Origin of the sequence: Methylobacterium sp. NEAU K (assembly GCF_030700285.1) — a bacterium.
Classification (GTDB): Bacteria; Pseudomonadota; Alphaproteobacteria; order Rhizobiales; family Beijerinckiaceae; genus Methylobacterium.
This window is the reverse complement of the sequence record NZ_JAUYZJ010000001.1, coordinates 182,893-198,933: the sequence shown is the minus strand read 5'-3', so window position 1 is coordinate 198,933 and position 16,041 is coordinate 182,893. Positions and strand designations below refer to the sequence as shown.

Here is a 16,041-nt window from a genome sequence, read left to right as displayed (position 1 = left end):
AAGATATCCGGACACGTGCCGATGAAGGTTTAGATAGACCTTCATCGGCCCATTGGCAAGTGCGAAGAAATATTCCGACCGGGACCAGCATCGCCGCCGCGAGAGTGTCTTCGGCCGAAATAGACCCGCGTCACCGCCAGAAGAGGCGCAATTACAAGACGATAGCGATTTGCTCCGGCGTCGGATGACCCGAACTCTGTGGCGTGCGAGCCGGGCCGGCGCGGCGGGCGGGCTCCGCTCAGGCTGGCAGCAGGCGCAGCACGCCTTCGCCGCGGCGATGGCCGACCGTGGTCACCGCGACCTCGCGTGCGGTGCCGGCGGCCACAAGTCCGGCGGCGAGCGCCGCTCCGAACGGCGCCGCGACCTCGAGTCCGTGCCCGATCAGGTCGCCAAGCGCCCGGACGCGCGCGCCCGACGCGAGCCGCGCCAGGGCATCCCGCTCCTCCACGGTGATCGGCGCGAGGCCGGTGGCGCCCGATAGGACGCGATCGGGGTCCACGAGCCCCGCTTGCCGCCAGAGAACCTCAAGGCTGCCGGCGACGCTGCCGGGCACACGCCGCGTCCGGTCGCTCGCCACCCGGTCCAGCCGGGCCAGAGCCCGGGCGCCGCGGGCGACCGCATGCGATTCGGATTCGAGCATCAGGAAAGCGGCACAGCTGCCGAGGATGAACCCACCGGCGTCACCACGCTCGAACACCGGCCGGTAGGAGCCGCGGGCGAGGTGGCCGCCCATCTCATGGATCACCAGCACGTCCGGCCGCTCGGCGCTGTAGGAGCCTCCGACGAGGATCGCCTCGATCTGACCCGAAGCGATTCGCGCCTGGGCGATCCGCAGGGCGTCGACCCCGGCCGATTCCTCGCCCATGAAGGTGCGCGACGCCCCCGTGACCCCGTGCACGATGGCGATGTTGCCGGCGAGTAGGTTCGACAGTTGGGCCAGGAACAGCGTCGGACGCAGATCGTTCTGGAGCCGTTCGTTCAGGTAGGCGCCGGGGTCGGGTGCGTCCCGCAGCCCGGTCAGGATCGCCCCGTCGACCGCGTAGTCGCGCTCGCCGCCGCCCGCCGCGACGACGAGGTGGAGCGCCTGCTTGCGGGCGGCGTCCTCCTTCAAACCCGCGTCGTCGAGGGCGAGCCCGGCAGCGTAGACGCCGAGCCGCTGCCACGCCTCCATCTGGCGCTGGTCGCTGCGCTTGGGGATCTGCCCGTCCCACGCGATCGGCGGCGCCGGATGCACCGGATAGGGCGCGAAGGCCTCCGTGTCGGTCCGCGGGGCCGCCTCCAGGTCGAGGGCCGCGAGATGCGCCGCGATCCCCTCTCCGGCGCAGGAGACGAGGCCGAGGCCGGTAACGAGGACCGGGCGGCTCACGGCTGCCCCACGTCCGGGAACAGGCCGATCGCCCGGGCCCGCGCACGCATCGGCGCATCGAGCCCGTCGGGGAACGGCATCGTGCGGAAGCGCAGCTCCGCGTCGCAGAGCGCCTTACCGGCGTGGCTGATCGCGGCCTTGGTCACCGCATAACCCGAGCCGTCGTGTTCCAGGCTTGCCGTCACGGTCAATTCAGCCCCCGGTCCAACGAAGGCACGGAACCGGGCCTTGTCGACGCCTGTGAGGAAGGGCATCCGGGCGAAATCGAGGTGGGCCAGCACGAGGTAGCCCGAGGCCTGCGCCATCGTCTCTGTCAGCAGGACCCCTGGCACCAGGGGGTGGCCCGGGAAGTGCCCCTCGAAGACGGGGCTCTCCAGCGGCACCCGGGCGAGCGCCTCGATCCGGCCGGCGGCCCGGTTGAGGTGCCGCACGGAATCGATCATCTCGAAATATTCGAGGCGCATGGGGGCTGCGTCGGGCTCGCGGGCGTCAGACCTTGGCGGCCTTCTCGGCCACCAGGGCGTCGATGCGCGCGCACAGGTTCTTGAGGACGAAGTACTGCTCCGCCGGGACCTTGCCCTCGTTGACTTCCTGGGTCCAGCGCTCCAGCGGCAACTTGATCCCGAAGGCCTTGTCGACCGCGAAGGCGATGTCGAGGAACGCGAGGCTGTCGATGCCGAGGTCGTCGATGGCGTGACTCTCCGGGGTGATCTTCTCCCGCGGAATGTCGGCCGTCTCGGCTATGATGTCGGCCACACGCTCGAAAGTGGCGCTGCCGTGGGAGGGCTCGTCGGACATGTCTTCTCGCGGGCTGTTCGAATTCGGGATCGGCCGGGCGGGGAGCCCCCTCGATGCCGGGCGACCCGGCGCTCACGCCCCGCGCGGCCACCCTGCGCGTACGGGGCCCTCACACGCGGCCCCGTCGGACGGCCGCGACCTCTACACGAGGGGGTCAGGGGCGGCAACCGCGGCCGTTCCTGACGCGTTGCAGCGCTGGTCCGGATTTGCCGGCCGGGACGTGCGCAGCCACGTGTCCCGGTGCGCGCGAACCGGCCTAAGGACAAGCGCGATCATTCGAGCGTCGCCAGGAGAATCGACGGATGCTACCGATAACCCAGCCCGTCACCGACCCGGCGCGGATCGACGCGCCGACTCTCCCTCCGGCGGAGCGCGCGCGCTCGCAGGAGGCGGCCCGGGTCATGCTGGTCCTGGCGCTCTCCGCCCTGGGCCTGTGGATTCTGCACGAGTTCCTGCCGGCCCTCGCCTGGGCGGTCGTGCTCGCCATCGCCCTCTGGCCGGTCTATGCCCGCCTGGAGCGGCGCTTCCCGCCGGGACGCCACAACCTGCTCCTGCCGACGCTCATGACGATGGCCGTAGCGCTGGTGTTCCTCGCCCCCCTCGTGGTCCTGGGCGTGCAGGCGGCGCGGGAGGCCCACGACGTGGCCGAGTTCGTGCGCAACGCCGAGGCGAGCGGTATCCCGGCACCTGACTTTCTCCAGCATCTTCCCTTCGGCGCCGCTCAGGCAACGGCTTGGTGGAACGACAATCTGGGGCACGCGCAGGCGGGTTCCGACCTGATCCACCGCTTCGACAACGGCTCCGTGCTGGGGGCATCGCGCAATTTCGGGCGCGAAGTGGTGCACAGGATCGTGCTGTTCGGCTTCAGCCTGGTGGCCCTGTTCTTCCTGTTCCGCGACTGGCGCACGGTGACGGGTCAGGCCCTGGCCGCCTGCGACCGCCTGTTCGGGCCGCGCGGCGAGCGGGTCGCCCGGCAGATGGTGGCTTCCGTTCACGGCACCGTCGACGGCCTCGTGCTGGTGGGACTCGGCGAAGGATTCCTACTCGGGATCGTCTACTATTTCGCCGGTGTACCGCATCCGGTGCTGCTCGGTGCGCTCACCGCCGTCGCGGCGATGATCCCGTTCGGCGCAGCGCTCGCCATCGCCATCGCCGCGCTGCTCCTGGTGGCGGCGGGCTCGGTGACAGCGGCGCTGGTGGTGGCGGCTGCCGGCCTCGTGGTGACCTTCGTGGCCGACCACTTCGTGCGTCCGGCTCTGATCGGCGGCACCACCAAGCTGCCTTTCCTCTGGGTGCTGCTCGGGATCCTCGGCGGCGTCGAGACCTTCGGGCTGCTCGGCCTGTTCGTCGGTCCGGCTGTGATGGCCGCCCTCGTGCTGCTGTGGCGGGAATTCACCGAAGGGCACGAACAGGAGGCCTGAGTCGCCTAGTCGGCCGTGCTCGCCCCGGCCGACGCCTCGATGCGCCGCCGGTCCTGGCGCCAGTCGGCGGGCTTCTCGAAGGTGCCGGCCCATAGGCCGCGGCGCGTCGCCCAGGCACGGCCCTCTTGGCGGGTATAGGCTGCCGGCACGTGCCGGCTGGCCAGGGCGTGGCCCTGCGCGACCATCCAGGCGGACAGGTCCTCGCCATGTGCGTGGCAGAGGCCCGAGACGCGGCCCGCGGCAGCTTCGCGCCGCTCGCAGGTGACGAGGGCACCGGCGATATGCGCGCCAAGCGCCAGCGCGGCGTCGCGGCCGCAGCGGTATTCCTGGCCCTTGGCGGTCTCGCAACTCTGCGCCGGCTCGGGGGCGTCGATGCCGTAGAGATGGATGCGGGTGCCGTGCACCTCGATCGTATCGCCGTCGATCACCGTCGCCGGACCGCTGATCGTCCCGGCCGCGGCGGCGGGACCGCAGAGGAGGAACAGGGCGAGTGTCGAACGCATCATCACGCGGATGTCCACGAAGGGGCGGAAGAGGTTTTTGGAAGGCCTCAGGATCGTCGGCCATTGTGGCGATTTTCCCGGATCGGCTGCATCCGGTGCAATGCTCCGGGCGGATGATGCCCCCTCGGCGCTACGAAAGCGTTCCCGGGAACGGGCCGGGAACGGCGATCCCGAGCGATCGTTGAGCCGTCATGATGCTGCTCAAGACCCTACTCGGCGCCTTAGCTTTATGTGCAGCGCTCTTGGTCTGGGGCAGTTACGCCATCGGACCCGGCCTTCCGGCCGCCGACGCGACATCGGGGCTCACGGCGGCCACGGTGCTCGCGAGCGACGGGATCACCCCGGATGGACGGCCCGGCGAGGCCACCCGAGACCGCGCGGGATCGGGTCGGCTCGCCGGCGCTCGATCGATTCAGGATGCCCTCGCCGCGCAGAAGCCCGCGGGCTGATCGCCGGCTCGATGACCGGGGTTCAGGCCCGGTATTTGCCGTTGCGCTTCACCAGTACCCGGGTGCCGACCGGCACGCGCTCGTAGAGGTCGGCGATGTCCTCGTTGAGCATCCGGACGCAACCGGACGACATCTGCTCGCCGATGCTCCACGGTTCGTTGGTGCCGTGGATACGGAACAGGATGTCGCGATTGCCCTGGTACAGGTAGAGGGCGCGTGCCCCAAGCGGATTGTCGAGGCCACCCTTGCGGATGCGTGGCAGGTCGGGGTTCAGAGAGACCATCGTGGTGGTCGGGCTCCAGTCCGGCCAGACGCCCTTGCGGCCGACCCGCGCCTCGCCCTTCCAGGAGAAACCGGCCTTGCCGACGCCGACACCGTACTGCATCGCGGTCCCATCCGCTTGCACCAGGACGAGTTGGCGCTTGTCGATGTCGACGACGATCGTGCCGGGCTGCTCCGGGCCGTTGTAGCTCACTTGCTGGCGGCGATACTTCGGGTCGAGGCGCTGGGTGTCGACCAGCGGAATGTCGTAGGGCTTGTCGGGCTTCGTGCCGACATACCAGGCTGATTCGTCGTCCTGCGCAACCTGGACGGAGCGCGTTTGGCAGGCTGCCAGCGGGGCAATCGCCACCACGGCGAGCAGAATTCGCGAGAGCAGGAGCCGGCGAATTCGGCTCCAGGCCGACGGGCTGGATACGATCATGGGTCCTGTCATACGGGCTACGGTCCTCGGCCCCATGCCTACCGTCTCCCCGCCGGCGACGATGTAGCTTTTGCGCCGCAGCGCACCGCGAGCGCCTGCTTCCGCGGCCATGGTTGCGCCCTAATTCGGTCCGGTGGCCCGGCTCCAATGTGCAGGCCGCGGAGGTGAGTGATGCCAGAGACCGAGACTCTTCCGATCGAGGCGATGGTCGTGCCCGCGGTACCGCTGCGTCCCGCAATCCACCTCGACCATTGCGTGATCCACGTCACCGATTGGGCCCGGTCGAACGCCTTCTACCGGGATGTGGTCGGTGCCGAGCTGATCGAGCGGGACAAGGGCTTCGCCTATCGGTTCGGGGGTGTGCAGCTTAACTGCCACGGTCCCGGGGTGAACGCGGATCCGGTGGCGGCGAAGCCCGTGCTGCCCGGCAACAGCGATCTCTGCTTTCGTTGGTCGGGCACCATCGAGGACGCGATGGCGCATCTTGAGGCCGCGGGCGTGGCGGTGGAACTCGGCCCGATCGACCGGCATGGCGCTGCCGGACCCGGCCGCAGCGTCTATTTCCGCGACCCGGACGGCTCGCTCCTGGAGTTCATCACCTATCCGACGGAATGAAGCCCGCCTCAGCCCCGGCTCTCGGCAAGGGCTTGGTTGGTCTGTTCCAGCCGCAGAGCCAGAACACGCATCAGCGCGATGCTGATCTGGGGAAACTGCGCCAGCAACTCCAGGAACACCCCGCGGTCGATGCGCAGGGCCGTCACCGCCGACTCGGCCGTCACGGTGGCCGAACGGGGCTGCTCGGCCAGGATGCCCATCTCTCCCACGAGGGCATCCTGGCCGAGCAGCGCCAGCCGCACCGGGCCGGCCGGCCCGTCGATACTCACCTCCGCGGTCCCCTTGAGGATCACGTAGGCCGCATCCGCCACGTCGCCGCGGGCGAAGAAGCGCTGGCCGGGCTCGAAATGCACGCGCTCGCTGGTGAACGCCAGGAGCTTCAGGCGCGCCGGTTCCACCTCGCGGAACAGGGGTACCTGCCTTAGGGAGGAAACCTCGGTGTCGAGGGTCATACGCAGGCTCCGCGACGGGTTCGACGCCCTCACGGGCATGACTGGCATTGGGATGGCCGGACCGGCCCGCACATCCATGCGGTTCGTCAAGCACTTGTCCAGCCCCACACCCGGCGCGGCCCGTACCGTCCTGCGCCTGATCATCGGCGGGCCGCTGCTCTCGGGCGGCCTCCTGGGCTGTCTCCTGCCGGCCGCCGGCCCGGCCAGCGCGCGCTTGGTCCAGGCCGACCTCGCCCGCGTCGCGGCAGCCCCACGGTCTGGCGCCCGGGCTCCCCTGGGTCTCGACGTCACCGACGCGCGGACGGGACGGGCGACGACGCTCGGGCAGGCACTCGGCGGGCACCCCGCCCTGCTGCTGCCAGTGGACTACACCTGCGGCAACGTATGCGACCCGATGGTGGCGATGTCCGCCGATGCGCTGGCCGCGACCGGCCTCGCCCCAGACGACTACGCGCTGGTTCTGGTCGGAATCGACCCCCGCGACGATGCCGCGGCCGCACGCCGCATGCTCGAGGAGACGCTCGGAGAGCGCGCGGCCGGCCCTCGCCCACAGGCGCTGATCGCCTCGGAGGCCGCTCTTGCGAGCCTCACCGGCGCGCTGGGCTACACGGCGGTCTACGACGCCGGCACCGACAGCTTCGCGCATCCTGCCGCGGCCATGCTGCTCGCCGCCGATGGGCGGGTTGCCCGGGTGCTGTCACCCCTGGCGATCACCGGACGGGACCTCCGCTTCGCCCTCACCGAGGCCGGCGAAGGCCGGATCGGGGGATTGACGGATCGCCTCGCCCTGCTCTGCTACGGTTACGATGCCGCACGCGGCATCTACACGCCCCTCGTCCAGCGGATCCTGACGATGGCCGGACTCGTGACCATCCTGGCGATCGGCCTGCTCGTCCTCGGCCTGACCCGGCTCACGCGGTCCCGCACCGGCTGACCTCGGCCCCGATCAGCGCTTCGTCGACAGGCCCTGCTCCCCAGGCGCCGGCACCTCACGCTTCAGGCTGGCATTCAGGTGCGGCGAGTCGACCGGTTCGTCGCGGGTCGTGGGCGTCGGTGAGCCCTCTGGCGCGGGCATCGGCGGCAGCGGCGGCGTGTTCGGCCTCACCTCCGGTCCGGCCCCGTCCCTCACCATGTTGCGGTTCGTCATTCCGAAAAATCCCCTTTCCAAGCCCCTGCCGGCCGTTCCGCGCCGCGCCCCCGGCGACACTTCGACAGGCTTCACCCGTCGCGCCGGGCGCCCTGAGAGGTGCACCCAGGTCGATCGTCGATCAACGCCGTGGACAAGACCGCGGTTGCCGCCAAGCTTAGCCTTGCGAAGCTTGGCCATATCTCGTCACAGGAACCTTGGTTATTGCTGAAGGTTATTGCGGGGTGAAGCGAAGCCTGAGGAGGAACTGATGGCATCCGGAAATTCGACCTCGAAGCGGGGCTTTGCCTCGATGGATCTGGAGCGGCAGCGCGAGATCGCCAGCAAGGGCGGACGCAGCGTGCCGGCTGAGAAGCGCTCGTTCTCGCAGGATCGCGAGTTGGCCTCGTCCGCCGGGCGGAAGGGCGGCCAGTCCACGGGGACCGGCCGAGCCGAGTGACGCGCCACGACGAGCGAGTTGCGTAGCGGCGCCGCGTCATCGAACCGGCGCCGTTCGTATTTGTAGCAAGGTCCCGACAGCAAAAGGCCCCGCTTCATCGGCGGGGCCTTTTGCTGTCGGGTCGTTATCAAATCCGGGATCAGGAAATGCAGCGGCCGGGAGTCATGCGCCGCGCTTCTGGCCCGACGAGCGAGCTAAGCGCCGTCTCGCAGCCTTCGCGGACCGCGCGGCGGGGCGTCTGCGGCTGCTTTAGGATCGGTTGAATCCCGAGTTCCTGCGCCTCGTCGGTGACCGGGACCGGACGGCTTTCTGCGCGCTGAACGCCAGCGACGCGGGTCGGGCTCAAGGCCAGAGAGACCGGCCGCATGCCCGGCAGCGGCACCTGCATCGCCGGAGTGGCCGTGATCACCGGGGGTGTCCAATGATCGGCCGTTTCCCGAACGACCGGCTGAACGAGAATTGTCAGAAACGCGGCGGGAGCACTCAGACCCAGAATGAAACCAGACCTCAGCATAGCCCCGACCTCGTTGCGAGAGCTTGACAGGATATCCCGACAACGCGCACTGCAATCGCAGGTTCCTAAACTATCCCGCCTTTGATTCATCCGAGTATTCATGAAACGCTCGGCGGTCCGTGCGGTGGTGCACCCGCGTCGTCCACAACCGTCCCGTGTCCCAAAAGTCACGTTCGCCGAAAAAGCGCATTTTCTGGAACCTCGGGGGACGGCGGCCGTTCTCTGATCACCCGGCCATCTGGTCCTCCCCGCATTCCCCTTGTGCATCGGCCGGAACCTTCGCGACGGGCTGGAGCCTTCTCCGGCCCGTTTTTTTGTGCCCGTCGGCTCGCGCGGCGAATAACAAAAAGCCCCGGCTCGCGCCGGGGCTTTATCAGGATCCGATGGGGGACACCGGCGCGGCGAACCGCTGCGGCCTCGCGCGGGTTCAAGGGCCGTGAGGGTCAGGCCGTCTTGGCTTCCCGGCGACGCGCCGTCTGCTGGAAGAACAGCGCCTGGCTGATCACCGCCGAGACGTTCGCCGGCTGGAACGGCTTGGCGATGAGGAAGGCCGGCTCGGGCCGCTCGCCCGTGAGGAATCGCTCCGGATAGGCGGTGATGAAGATGACCGGCACCTCGAAGGTCTTCAGGAGGTCGTTTACGGCGTCGAGGCCGGAGGATCCGTCGGCGAGCTGGATGTCGGCCAGGATCAGGCCCGGCCGCTTGCCCTCGCCGGCGATCTTGATCGCCTCGGTGCGGGTCCGGGCCACCCCGATGACGTTGTGGCCAAGCCCTTCGACCAGCGCCTCGAGATCCATGGCGATCAGCGGCTCGTCCTCGATGATGAGGATTTCGGTGGCCATGTCGGCGGCGAGTTCGCGGCCGGCCTCGTCGACGAGGTCGCGCACCTCGGAGACGTCGACGCCGAGGATGATGGCGGCGTCCTCCTCGGAGAAGCCCTCGAGGCAGGAGAGCAGGAATGCCTGCCGGGGCAGCGGGGTGATCTGGCCGAGGCGAACCTCAGCGGGGAGGTCGTGCTGCACCTGCTCGCTGCGGCCGTTCACCGAAAGAGAGTTCCAGATCCGCGTGAAGACCCGGAACAAATCGGCCTTGATGTTGGCGCTGCGGCCGAGCGTATCCGGCTCGTTGACGAGGGTCTCCAGGGTGGCGGCGACGTAGGCGTCGCCCGCCACTTGGCTCCCCGTGAGCGCCCGCGCGTAGCGGCGCAGGTACGGCAGGTGCTGTACCACGAGTTGCGATGTCGACATTCGATCCCCTGTGCCTCGCCGTGTTGCCCGGCCGCGATGCCACGGTCCTCGACCGAGGTCATGCCGGGGCCGGCTTATATCCTGCGCAGCCTACCGCCCAACGCGGAGGCAGGCACTCCGTTCCGCCCCCAGCGGAACCGATCCGGCGGGCGGGCGTTGCAGCCGCAGCCATGGCGTATGTCGAGCCGCAGCACAATGCGGCCCCGCCGACTTCGGCAACAAGGGGCGTTGGATGGTGGACCAAGGAAAGGAGGCGGATCTCCGCACGGGAGACCCGCGTGCCGCAACTGCTGCGGATCGGTCATCCCATACCCAGAGTGTGCCCGACGAAACCCGACGCGCAGTCGTCTCGAACGCGGCCAGCCGGCCCGCCTTGCGGGGTGGGCTGAGCGAGCACACCCGCAACCGCCTCGCCGTCCAGTTGCGTACGATGTATGACATGGTCGCCCTGGAGCCGGTTCCGGACCGTTTTGCCGAACTCATCGCAAAGCTCGACGACGGGGATCGCGGGAAGGCCTGAACTGACGGCCGCAATTCCGCGCGCCGCTATTCGGCGCGCCGCATGCGCCCAGGACGATGAAAGCCGCCGCGCAGGCGCGGCGGCTTCAACCTATCTCATCGTCAGCTCGGCGCGAGGGCCAGCGTCCACGAGAAGGTCTATAGGGTCGGCGAGCGGCCGCGCATCAAGCCGACGACGGCCGAGATCGCGAACAGGACGATCGCGACGAAGAACACCAACTTGGCAGCCTCCATTGCCGTGCCGGCAATGCCGCCGAAGCCGAGCAGAGCGGCTACCAGAGCGACGACGAGAAAAGTTACAGCCCAACCGAGCATTGTGCGTATCCTTCGAAAATACCGGCGCGGCCGGGCCGCGTCGTTCTGAACACGAAAACGCCAAGGTTTGGCTACGGTTCCGCGCACTTGGCAGCGGACGCAACGTTCGTTTGGCCGATCGATCCGGCCGCGACGATGCGTGACGGAACGGGACGAAGACGATAGCGTTCGAAGATAGGTCGTAGGTCCGAGGCGGGATACGAGATGCTGCAAGCTGCCAAGAGAGCCATTCGATCCAAGGCCGCCGCATTGGCGGCGCGTGTGGCGGAAATCGTCGATGGCGCCGCTGACGCCGCGCGGGCCGCGGCCCTCGGGCTCGGGGTGATGCCCGCTCCGGTCCCGGTCCGCGTGCGTGCCGGACGTTCCAACCGCGCCGGCTGAGAGACCCAGCTAGACGGGATCGGCGGCCTCCGGGCCTGGTCCCGTCCTGAATTCTACGTGGCGAAGGCACAGTCGCGCAGACGCGTCCGTTCGGCGGTAAACTGTTCTTGCAGGTCGTCGAGCCCGCGCCGACGAGGCCCCGAGGTCTGTCGGGCCGGTGGCCATCCGGCGCCGAGCCGTGACGTGGGCATCCTTCCCAAAAGCGACCTCCGGTTCCACTGAAGAGTGTGTGTCGAAGTCGGGATTTAAATCTGCTCTCGATCGCAATGCATTCGGGCAGAACTCCAGGGGCTTCACGACGGGGTCCTGCGTCGAGAACCTGCAATAGTCCAAACTCATAGGCGGACGAAGCATTGGCTTGCCTCGGCAAGTCTGCTTAGTAGCGTCGGCGGTGTTGCACGGGGTGCTGATGGCGGCTGGGAACGAGAGCGGGCCGGCCTTCGAGCCGACGATGCCGCAGGCCGGGTTCCTGGAGACGGTGGCGCCCCTGATCCGCCGCCGGGTTGCGCCGAATGGCGGCCCCTTCACGGCGAGCGGCACCTGCACATATGTGGTCGGCCGCGACCGCGTCGCGGTGATCGATCCCGGCCCGGACGACATCTCCCACGTCGAGGCGTTGCTCGCCGATCTCGCCGGCGAGCACGTCGAGGCCATCGTGGTCACCCACACACACCGGGACCATTCGCCCGGCGCGCGGCTCCTGGCAGCCCGCACCGGCGCGCCGATCGTCGGCTGCGCTCCGCACCGGCCTGCGCGCGCGCTGGCGGCGGCCGAAGTCGCGATTCTCGACGCCAGCGCCGACCGCGCCCATGCTCCCGACCGCGTGACGGCGGAGAACGATACGGTCGCCGGGCCGGGCTGGACGCTCGTGGCTGTGGAGACCCCCGGCCACACGATGAACCACCTCGCCTTCGCGCTGCCTGAGGCGCAGGCGCTGTTCTCGGGCGACCACGTCATGGCTTGGTCCACCACGATCGTCGCGCCTCCGGACGGAGCGATGCAGGCCTACATGGCATCGCTCGACAAGCTGCGCGGTCGCCCTGAGACGACCTACTGGCCTGGACATGGCGGCCCGGTGCGCGAACCCGCGCGCTTCGTCCGCGGCCTCGTCGGCCATCGCCGCCAGCGAGAGGCCGCGATCCGGGCCCGGCTCTCCGCCGGGGATGCACGCATCCCGGAGATCGTCGCGGGGATCTACCAGGGGATCGACCCGCGCCTGAAGGGCGCGGCCGCACTGTCGGTCCTCGCACACCTTGAGGATCTCGTCGGGCGCGGGCTCGTCGCGAGCGAGGGGCCGCCGACCCTCAGCGGCACCTACGCGCCCGCCTAGAGCATCCACCAAGCCCTTGTAACCGGACATCGATTTCGAAAACCGGCTGCCCCGATCCCGCTCACACTCGAACCGGTGTCGCGGCCGCCGATCCGGCTATTTTACCGCCAGCGCCAGGTTGGCGACGTCGTCGAGATAGGCGCGGATGCGGTCGGCATTGCTGCCGAAGTCGCGGCCGCCCAGCCGCGAGGCCGAGCGCACGTCGATCCTAGCCCCATCGGCCCGGGGGCGGATCCGCACCGTCAAGTCGTCGGGCAAGTTGAGGATCAGGCCGCGCGCTACCGCCTCGATCCGGCCGTTGCCGGTCCGTCCGCCCGGACGGATCGCCTCGACGATCTGCCAGTGCCGGTTGAGGGCCGCCTTGCGGGCGAGCTCGAATGCCTCGTCGGCGCCGATATCCAGGGTCAGCGGTGCAATCTGCGGATAGGCACCGCGCTGGCGCTCACGGATCGCGGCGCCGGGATCGGGCGGGTAGCGCCCGCCACGGGTCGCGAAGGCGGCGCGGGAGCGCGAGAAGGCGGGCGGATTGTCGATGTCGGTGGTGACGTCCGACAGGACCGGAAGGCGCAGGCCGCGCAGCCCGATATAAGCCGGGTAGCCCAGGACGGCGAGCGCGAGGACCAGCCCGGCGAGCGCGGCCCCGAGCCCGCGCGCGCCCTCGCGCCAGACGCGCACGAAGGCGAAGGCGGCCGCCACCGCCGCGGCCAGCGCGACGCAGAGACCGGCCAAGAGCGCGGCCAACGCCGCGTCGGTGTCGGCCCGCGGGTCACGGACCAGGATCAGAGCGAATCCGGTGGCGAGAAGAGAGAATACCGCGAGCCGGCGGGACAGCGGCCCAGCGCGGGTGACGGGTTCCTCGATGAGCAGACGGCGCATGGGGATCACGGACGGGTTCGGAGCCGGATCTTAGAGCTTGGCCGGCTCAGGCGCCATCACCCGCGTCACGGCGCGTAGGCTCGGGCGTTGCCGGTGAGCCCGAGCGCGGCAGGGAGCTTGAGGGGATCCGAGAGCATCGTCTCGCCGGACCGGCTGGGCAGCTCGGCGCCCTCGCCGCGGGGAAGGGTCTGGGCGTTGAGCGCATCCCAGGGGCCCGAGACCTCGAACAGGAGGCCGCGGGAGGGGTCGGCCGGGACTCGAAGGGTCAGGTCGCCCCTGGCCCGGAGCCGCCGCTCCGGCAGCGAGACCTGGCCATACAGGGTGGCCCCGACGCTCGGCCCGCGCAGGCCGCACTCGGCGATCTCCCCGATCCCGTCGGAGAAGCGCAGCGTGACGGCGGCCCGGTCGAAGGCGGTCCGGCCGTTGCGGCGCGCGAGGGCCCCCGCCGCGATGGCGCCGTTGCGGTGGACGACGTCCGCCAGATCGAGCCCCGCGATCGCCCCGCCCTCGACGGCGAGCGACGCGCGCCCTCCGAGATGGGCGAGAAGCCCCGCACTGTCGCGGGCATTGCTCTCCAGGGAGAACTGGCCCTGCAGAGGCCCGACCATCCAGCGCGCCGTGCCGAACTCGCCCAGAAGGCTGCCGAGGTCGACCCGGTCGAGGCTTCCCTGCACCCGCATCTCGGTATCGGCCGGATCCGCGCCGCTCTCCAGAGTCAGACGCGCCTTGAGCGTTCCGTCCTGCAACCGGGCACGGTTCAGGGCGATCTCAATCGCCGCGTCGCGCACCAGGACACTCGCGGCCAGATCCTGAACCTGAACCGGCCCGATCTGGCCTTCTGCGGCCGACAGGCGCAGGTCGAGGTCGCCCCCGGTGAGCGGTGCCAGCGCCAGGGGCGTCGGCTCCGGATCGAGCAGCCGCGCCAGATCGCCCATCAGCGGCGCGAGATTGAGCGTCTCGGCCGCCAGCGTCGCCTGCACCGAGAGTCGCGTCGCGGTCCCGGACACGAGGGTAACGGCCCCCGCGCCCTCGAGCACATTGTCGCCGAGACCGACGCGCAGGCTCGGCCAGGAGACGGATCGGTCTGCGGTCTCGAAGCTCCCGGCGAGCGAGAAGGCGCCGGCGAGCAGCGAGAGCGGCGCATCGCGGCCGATCCAGGCCAGGGTCTCCGGAAGCGAGCGAGTCTCGAACCGGGCCTGTCCGGCGAGGGCGGGCAGGCCCGCGCCCTCCGGCATGGCCGCAGTCCCGTCGGCCGCGAGGCTGCCGCCGGGCCAAGTCATCTGGGCGGTGAACGGGCTGCGCCGTCCCTGGGCGATGTCGGTCGGCCGCAGATGCGTGAGCGCGATCCGCGCCGGCACGCCCCGCCATGTCAGGCTCGCGCGGGCCTCGGCGGACGCGCTCCAGAAGGGCCAATCCAGTTCGACTTCGATGTCTCCGGCATCCCCGCCCCCGGCGAAGCGCGCGCCGGTCAAGGCGATCCAGCGCGGACGCTCCGTCGCGCCAGAGCGCACCCGCTGGGCGAGGCGCGCGAGGGGCTGGCTCCAGGCACCGGCGTCCGGCGACAGACGTGCGCCTTCGACACGGAGCCCGCCGATCGTCGCCCGCCCGGCGAGGAGGCCGCGGGGATCGAATTCGACAACGAGGCGGTCCGCCTCGGCGAGCGCCGGACCGGCGGGCCCGGCGGCGATGCGGACGCCGCCCAGGGCCAGGCGCGGGAGCGGCAGAAGCCTGAGCTTCGCCGGGCCTTCAGCGGTCAGGGCGACACCGAAATCGGTGAGCGCACGGTCCGCGAAGATCATCGCCCGGCCGCCATCGACGGGCCAGTCCCTCAGTCCGAGGCCGGCAAGGATCAGGCTTGCGAGAGCGAAGGCGAGGATCGGGCGGCGCGGTGACATCATGCTCCGGACGGGCGGGCCGCGGATGCGGCCGAAGGCCGGGTGTCGCGTCAGGCCCACTCAAGCCACCGCGGCCCGGTCTGGGTCAGCTCGTCTAACGAGACTCATAGCGCGCCCCGCCGGGCTTGTCTGCTGCGCCTTCGTGGAACGGCGTCGCCCTCCCCAGGGTGGTGGGGGTTACGGATCGCCCCCGTCGCCATGCGCACCGGGGGACACGGTACTGGATTTCAGCCGCGGAATCGGGAAGAGCAGGCGCGAGGAAACGCGCTTCCAGAGATTTCGGCCCGGCCAAGCCGGGTGGGAAAAGGACGGTTCGATGAAGAAGGTCTACACGGATCCTGCTGCAGCCCTGGCCGGACTCCTGCGCGACGACATGATGGTGATGTGCGGCGGCTTCGGCCTGTGCGGCATCCCCGATGAGCTGATCGAGGCGGTTCGCCTCTCGGGAGCCAAGGGCCTGACCATCGTGTCGAACAATGCCGGCATTGACGGCGTCGGCCTCGGCAAGCTCCTCGACACCCGGCAGGTGCGGAAGATGATCTCGTCCTATGTCGGCGAGAACAAGGAGTTCGCCCGGCAATATCTCGGAGGCGAGTTGGAGATCGAGTTCAACCCGCAGGGGACGCTGGCCGAGCGCATCCGCGCGGGCGGCGCCGGCATCCCGGCCTTCTTCACCAAGACCGGCGTCGGCACCAAGGTCGCCGAGGGCAAGGAGGTGCGGGAGTTCGACGGCGAGCACTACGTGATGGAGCGTGGCCTCTTCGCCGACCTCGCCCTCGTGCACGCCCATACCGGCGATACGGAGGGCAACCTGCGCTTCCGGATGACTGCGCGCAACTTCAATCCGATGATGGCCACAGCCGCCCGGATGACGGTCGCTCAGGTCGAGCACCTCGTGCGGCCGGGCGAGATCGATCCGGACACGATCCACACACCCGGGATCTTCGTGAAGCGGATCGTCGAGGTGGGCGCGCGCGAGAAGCGCATCGAGCAGCGCACGACGCGCAAGCGCGCCGACAGCACGCCCGCGGCCGCCGCCGGCGGCGGCACGCACTGATCGACGGGATAGGG

20 protein-coding genes are annotated in these 16,041 nt (G+C 69.8%); 8 read left to right on the top strand and 12 right to left on the bottom strand.

What is annotated here, in order from left to right; all coding sequences use genetic code 11:
* Positions 1-238: 238 nt before the first annotated feature.
* The 3 genes from Q8W67_RS00925 to Q8W67_RS00915 are packed head-to-tail and all read right to left on the bottom strand — an operon-like array spanning position 239 to position 2,164.
* Positions 239-1,366: a beta-ketoacyl-ACP synthase gene (locus Q8W67_RS00925; protein WP_305539304.1), complete on the bottom strand. Its 1,128-nt coding sequence runs from the start codon at positions 1,364-1,366 to the stop codon at positions 239-241.
* The gene (locus Q8W67_RS00920; protein ID WP_305539302.1) at positions 1,363-1,830 is read right to left on the bottom strand and encodes a 3-hydroxyacyl-ACP dehydratase FabZ family protein; all 468 of its coding nucleotides are present in this window, start codon (positions 1,828-1,830) and stop codon (positions 1,363-1,365) included. Before Q8W67_RS00920 ends, Q8W67_RS00925 begins: the two co-directional genes overlap by 4 nt.
* A gap of 25 nt (positions 1,831-1,855) precedes the next feature.
* Positions 1,856-2,164 (bottom strand): acyl carrier protein, encoded by a 309-nt coding sequence (locus tag Q8W67_RS00915; RefSeq protein ID WP_305539300.1) that lies wholly within the window; start codon positions 2,162-2,164, stop codon positions 1,856-1,858.
* Positions 2,165-2,466: 302 nt separating this feature from the next.
* Between Q8W67_RS00915 and Q8W67_RS00910 the strand changes: the two genes are divergently transcribed.
* Positions 2,467-3,585, top strand: a complete 1,119-nt coding sequence (locus Q8W67_RS00910; protein WP_305539298.1) for an AI-2E family transporter — start codon at positions 2,467-2,469, stop codon at positions 3,583-3,585.
* A 5-nt stretch (positions 3,586-3,590) separates the two neighbouring features.
* Here Q8W67_RS00910 and Q8W67_RS00905 read toward each other — a convergent pair whose 3' ends face one another.
* Positions 3,591-4,091, bottom strand: a complete 501-nt coding sequence (locus tag Q8W67_RS00905; protein WP_305539296.1) for a thermonuclease family protein — start codon at positions 4,089-4,091, stop codon at positions 3,591-3,593.
* Positions 4,092-4,279: 188 nt separating this feature from the next.
* Here Q8W67_RS00905 and Q8W67_RS00900 point away from each other — a divergent pair, with 188 nt between their 5' ends.
* Positions 4,280-4,537 (top strand): hypothetical protein, encoded by a 258-nt coding sequence (locus Q8W67_RS00900; protein WP_305539295.1) that lies wholly within the window; start codon positions 4,280-4,282, stop codon positions 4,535-4,537.
* Between the two features lie 22 nt (positions 4,538-4,559).
* Here the strand turns inward: Q8W67_RS00900 and Q8W67_RS00895 are convergent, their stop codons facing one another.
* Positions 4,560-5,240 (bottom strand): L,D-transpeptidase, encoded by a 681-nt coding sequence (locus Q8W67_RS00895; protein WP_305539293.1) that lies wholly within the window; start codon positions 5,238-5,240, stop codon positions 4,560-4,562.
* 171 nt (positions 5,241-5,411) lie between these two features.
* Between Q8W67_RS00895 and Q8W67_RS00890 the strand changes: the two genes are divergently transcribed.
* A complete protein-coding gene (locus Q8W67_RS00890) occupies positions 5,412-5,855 on the top strand; it encodes a VOC family protein (protein ID WP_305539291.1) in 444 nt (147 codons plus the stop codon).
* A gap of 8 nt (positions 5,856-5,863) precedes the next feature.
* Here the strand turns inward: Q8W67_RS00890 and Q8W67_RS00885 are convergent, their stop codons facing one another.
* Positions 5,864-6,307, bottom strand: a complete 444-nt coding sequence (locus Q8W67_RS00885; RefSeq protein ID WP_305539289.1) for a cyclic nucleotide-binding domain-containing protein — start codon at positions 6,305-6,307, stop codon at positions 5,864-5,866.
* Between Q8W67_RS00885 and Q8W67_RS00880 the strand changes: the two genes are divergently transcribed.
* Positions 6,294-7,241, top strand: coding sequence for an electron transporter (locus Q8W67_RS00880; RefSeq protein WP_305539287.1), 948 nt, complete (start codon positions 6,294-6,296; stop codon positions 7,239-7,241). The two genes, Q8W67_RS00885 and Q8W67_RS00880, sit on opposite strands and share 14 nt — an antisense overlap.
* 12 nt (positions 7,242-7,253) lie before the next feature.
* Here the strand turns inward: Q8W67_RS00880 and Q8W67_RS00875 are convergent, their stop codons facing one another.
* Positions 7,254-7,454 (bottom strand): hypothetical protein, encoded by a 201-nt coding sequence (locus tag Q8W67_RS00875; protein ID WP_305539285.1) that lies wholly within the window; start codon positions 7,452-7,454, stop codon positions 7,254-7,256.
* 250 nt (positions 7,455-7,704) lie between these two features.
* On the opposite strand from Q8W67_RS00875, the gene Q8W67_RS00870 reads away from it, so the two are divergent.
* Complete coding sequence (locus tag Q8W67_RS00870) at positions 7,705-7,893, top strand: general stress protein (RefSeq protein WP_010683678.1); 189 nt, start codon at positions 7,705-7,707, stop codon at positions 7,891-7,893.
* 139 nt (positions 7,894-8,032) lie between these two features.
* Here the strand turns inward: Q8W67_RS00870 and Q8W67_RS00865 are convergent, their stop codons facing one another.
* Positions 8,033-8,407: a hypothetical protein gene (locus tag Q8W67_RS00865; RefSeq protein WP_305539279.1), complete on the bottom strand. Its 375-nt coding sequence runs from the start codon at positions 8,405-8,407 to the stop codon at positions 8,033-8,035.
* Positions 8,408-8,850: 443 nt separating this feature from the next.
* Positions 8,851-9,654 (bottom strand): response regulator, encoded by an 804-nt coding sequence (locus Q8W67_RS00860; protein WP_305539277.1) that lies wholly within the window; start codon positions 9,652-9,654, stop codon positions 8,851-8,853.
* Between the two features lie 319 nt (positions 9,655-9,973).
* On the opposite strand from Q8W67_RS00860, the gene Q8W67_RS00855 reads away from it, so the two are divergent.
* A complete protein-coding gene (locus Q8W67_RS00855; RefSeq protein WP_305539275.1) occupies positions 9,974-10,174 on the top strand; it encodes a NepR family anti-sigma factor in 201 nt (66 codons plus the stop codon).
* Positions 10,175-10,311: 137 nt separating this feature from the next.
* Here the strand turns inward: Q8W67_RS00855 and Q8W67_RS00850 are convergent, their stop codons facing one another.
* Complete coding sequence (locus tag Q8W67_RS00850; RefSeq protein WP_007568853.1) at positions 10,312-10,488, bottom strand: DUF1328 domain-containing protein; 177 nt, start codon at positions 10,486-10,488, stop codon at positions 10,312-10,314.
* Positions 10,489-11,278: 790 nt separating this feature from the next.
* Between Q8W67_RS00850 and Q8W67_RS00845 the strand changes: the two genes are divergently transcribed.
* Positions 11,279-12,199, top strand: coding sequence for an MBL fold metallo-hydrolase (locus tag Q8W67_RS00845; protein ID WP_305539267.1), 921 nt, complete (start codon positions 11,279-11,281; stop codon positions 12,197-12,199).
* A 96-nt stretch (positions 12,200-12,295) separates the two neighbouring features.
* On the opposite strand, the gene Q8W67_RS00840 is transcribed toward Q8W67_RS00845, so the two are convergent.
* A complete protein-coding gene (locus Q8W67_RS00840) occupies positions 12,296-13,075 on the bottom strand; it encodes a DUF1499 domain-containing protein (RefSeq protein ID WP_305539265.1) in 780 nt (259 codons plus the stop codon).
* A 65-nt stretch (positions 13,076-13,140) separates the two neighbouring features.
* Positions 13,141-14,973 (bottom strand): AsmA-like C-terminal region-containing protein, encoded by a 1,833-nt coding sequence (locus Q8W67_RS00835; RefSeq protein ID WP_305539263.1) that lies wholly within the window; start codon positions 14,971-14,973, stop codon positions 13,141-13,143.
* 313 nt (positions 14,974-15,286) lie between these two features.
* On the opposite strand from Q8W67_RS00835, the gene Q8W67_RS00830 reads away from it, so the two are divergent.
* Positions 15,287-16,027 (top strand): CoA transferase subunit A, encoded by a 741-nt coding sequence (locus tag Q8W67_RS00830; RefSeq protein WP_305539261.1) that lies wholly within the window; start codon positions 15,287-15,289, stop codon positions 16,025-16,027.
* Positions 16,028-16,041: the final 14 nt, after the last annotated feature.

Excerpts from the sequence above, each read along its gene's own strand:
- Q8W67_RS00920 (WP_305539302.1), bottom strand. The coding sequence starts at position 1,830 with ATGCGCCTCGAATATTTCGAGATGATCGATTCCGTGCGGCACCTCAAC.
- Q8W67_RS00915 (WP_305539300.1), bottom strand. The coding sequence starts at position 2,164 with ATGTCCGACGAGCCCTCCCACGGCAGCGCCACTTTCGAGCGTGTGGCC.
- Q8W67_RS00910 (WP_305539298.1), top strand. The coding sequence starts at position 2,467 with ATGCTACCGATAACCCAGCCCGTCACCGACCCGGCGCGGATCGACGCG.
- Q8W67_RS00905 (WP_305539296.1), bottom strand. The coding sequence starts at position 4,091 with ATGATGCGTTCGACACTCGCCCTGTTCCTCCTCTGCGGTCCCGCCGCC.
- Q8W67_RS00900 (WP_305539295.1), top strand. The coding sequence starts at position 4,280 with ATGATGCTGCTCAAGACCCTACTCGGCGCCTTAGCTTTATGTGCAGCG.
- Q8W67_RS00895 (WP_305539293.1), bottom strand. The coding sequence starts at position 5,240 with ATGATCGTATCCAGCCCGTCGGCCTGGAGCCGAATTCGCCGGCTCCTG.
- Q8W67_RS00890 (WP_305539291.1), top strand. The coding sequence starts at position 5,412 with ATGCCAGAGACCGAGACTCTTCCGATCGAGGCGATGGTCGTGCCCGCG.
- Q8W67_RS00885 (WP_305539289.1), bottom strand. The coding sequence starts at position 6,307 with ATGACCCTCGACACCGAGGTTTCCTCCCTAAGGCAGGTACCCCTGTTC.
- Q8W67_RS00875 (WP_305539285.1), bottom strand. The coding sequence starts at position 7,454 with ATGACGAACCGCAACATGGTGAGGGACGGGGCCGGACCGGAGGTGAGG.
- Q8W67_RS00870 (WP_010683678.1), top strand. The coding sequence starts at position 7,705 with ATGGCATCCGGAAATTCGACCTCGAAGCGGGGCTTTGCCTCGATGGAT.
- Q8W67_RS00865 (WP_305539279.1), bottom strand. The coding sequence starts at position 8,407 with ATGCTGAGGTCTGGTTTCATTCTGGGTCTGAGTGCTCCCGCCGCGTTT.
- Q8W67_RS00860 (WP_305539277.1), bottom strand. The coding sequence starts at position 9,654 with ATGTCGACATCGCAACTCGTGGTACAGCACCTGCCGTACCTGCGCCGC.
- Q8W67_RS00850 (WP_007568853.1), bottom strand. The coding sequence starts at position 10,488 with ATGCTCGGTTGGGCTGTAACTTTTCTCGTCGTCGCTCTGGTAGCCGCT.
- Q8W67_RS00845 (WP_305539267.1), top strand. The coding sequence starts at position 11,279 with ATGGCGGCTGGGAACGAGAGCGGGCCGGCCTTCGAGCCGACGATGCCG.
- Q8W67_RS00840 (WP_305539265.1), bottom strand. The coding sequence starts at position 13,075 with ATGCGCCGTCTGCTCATCGAGGAACCCGTCACCCGCGCTGGGCCGCTG.
- Q8W67_RS00835 (WP_305539263.1), bottom strand. The coding sequence starts at position 14,973 with ATGATGTCACCGCGCCGCCCGATCCTCGCCTTCGCTCTCGCAAGCCTG.
- Q8W67_RS00830 (WP_305539261.1), top strand. The coding sequence starts at position 15,287 with ATGAAGAAGGTCTACACGGATCCTGCTGCAGCCCTGGCCGGACTCCTG.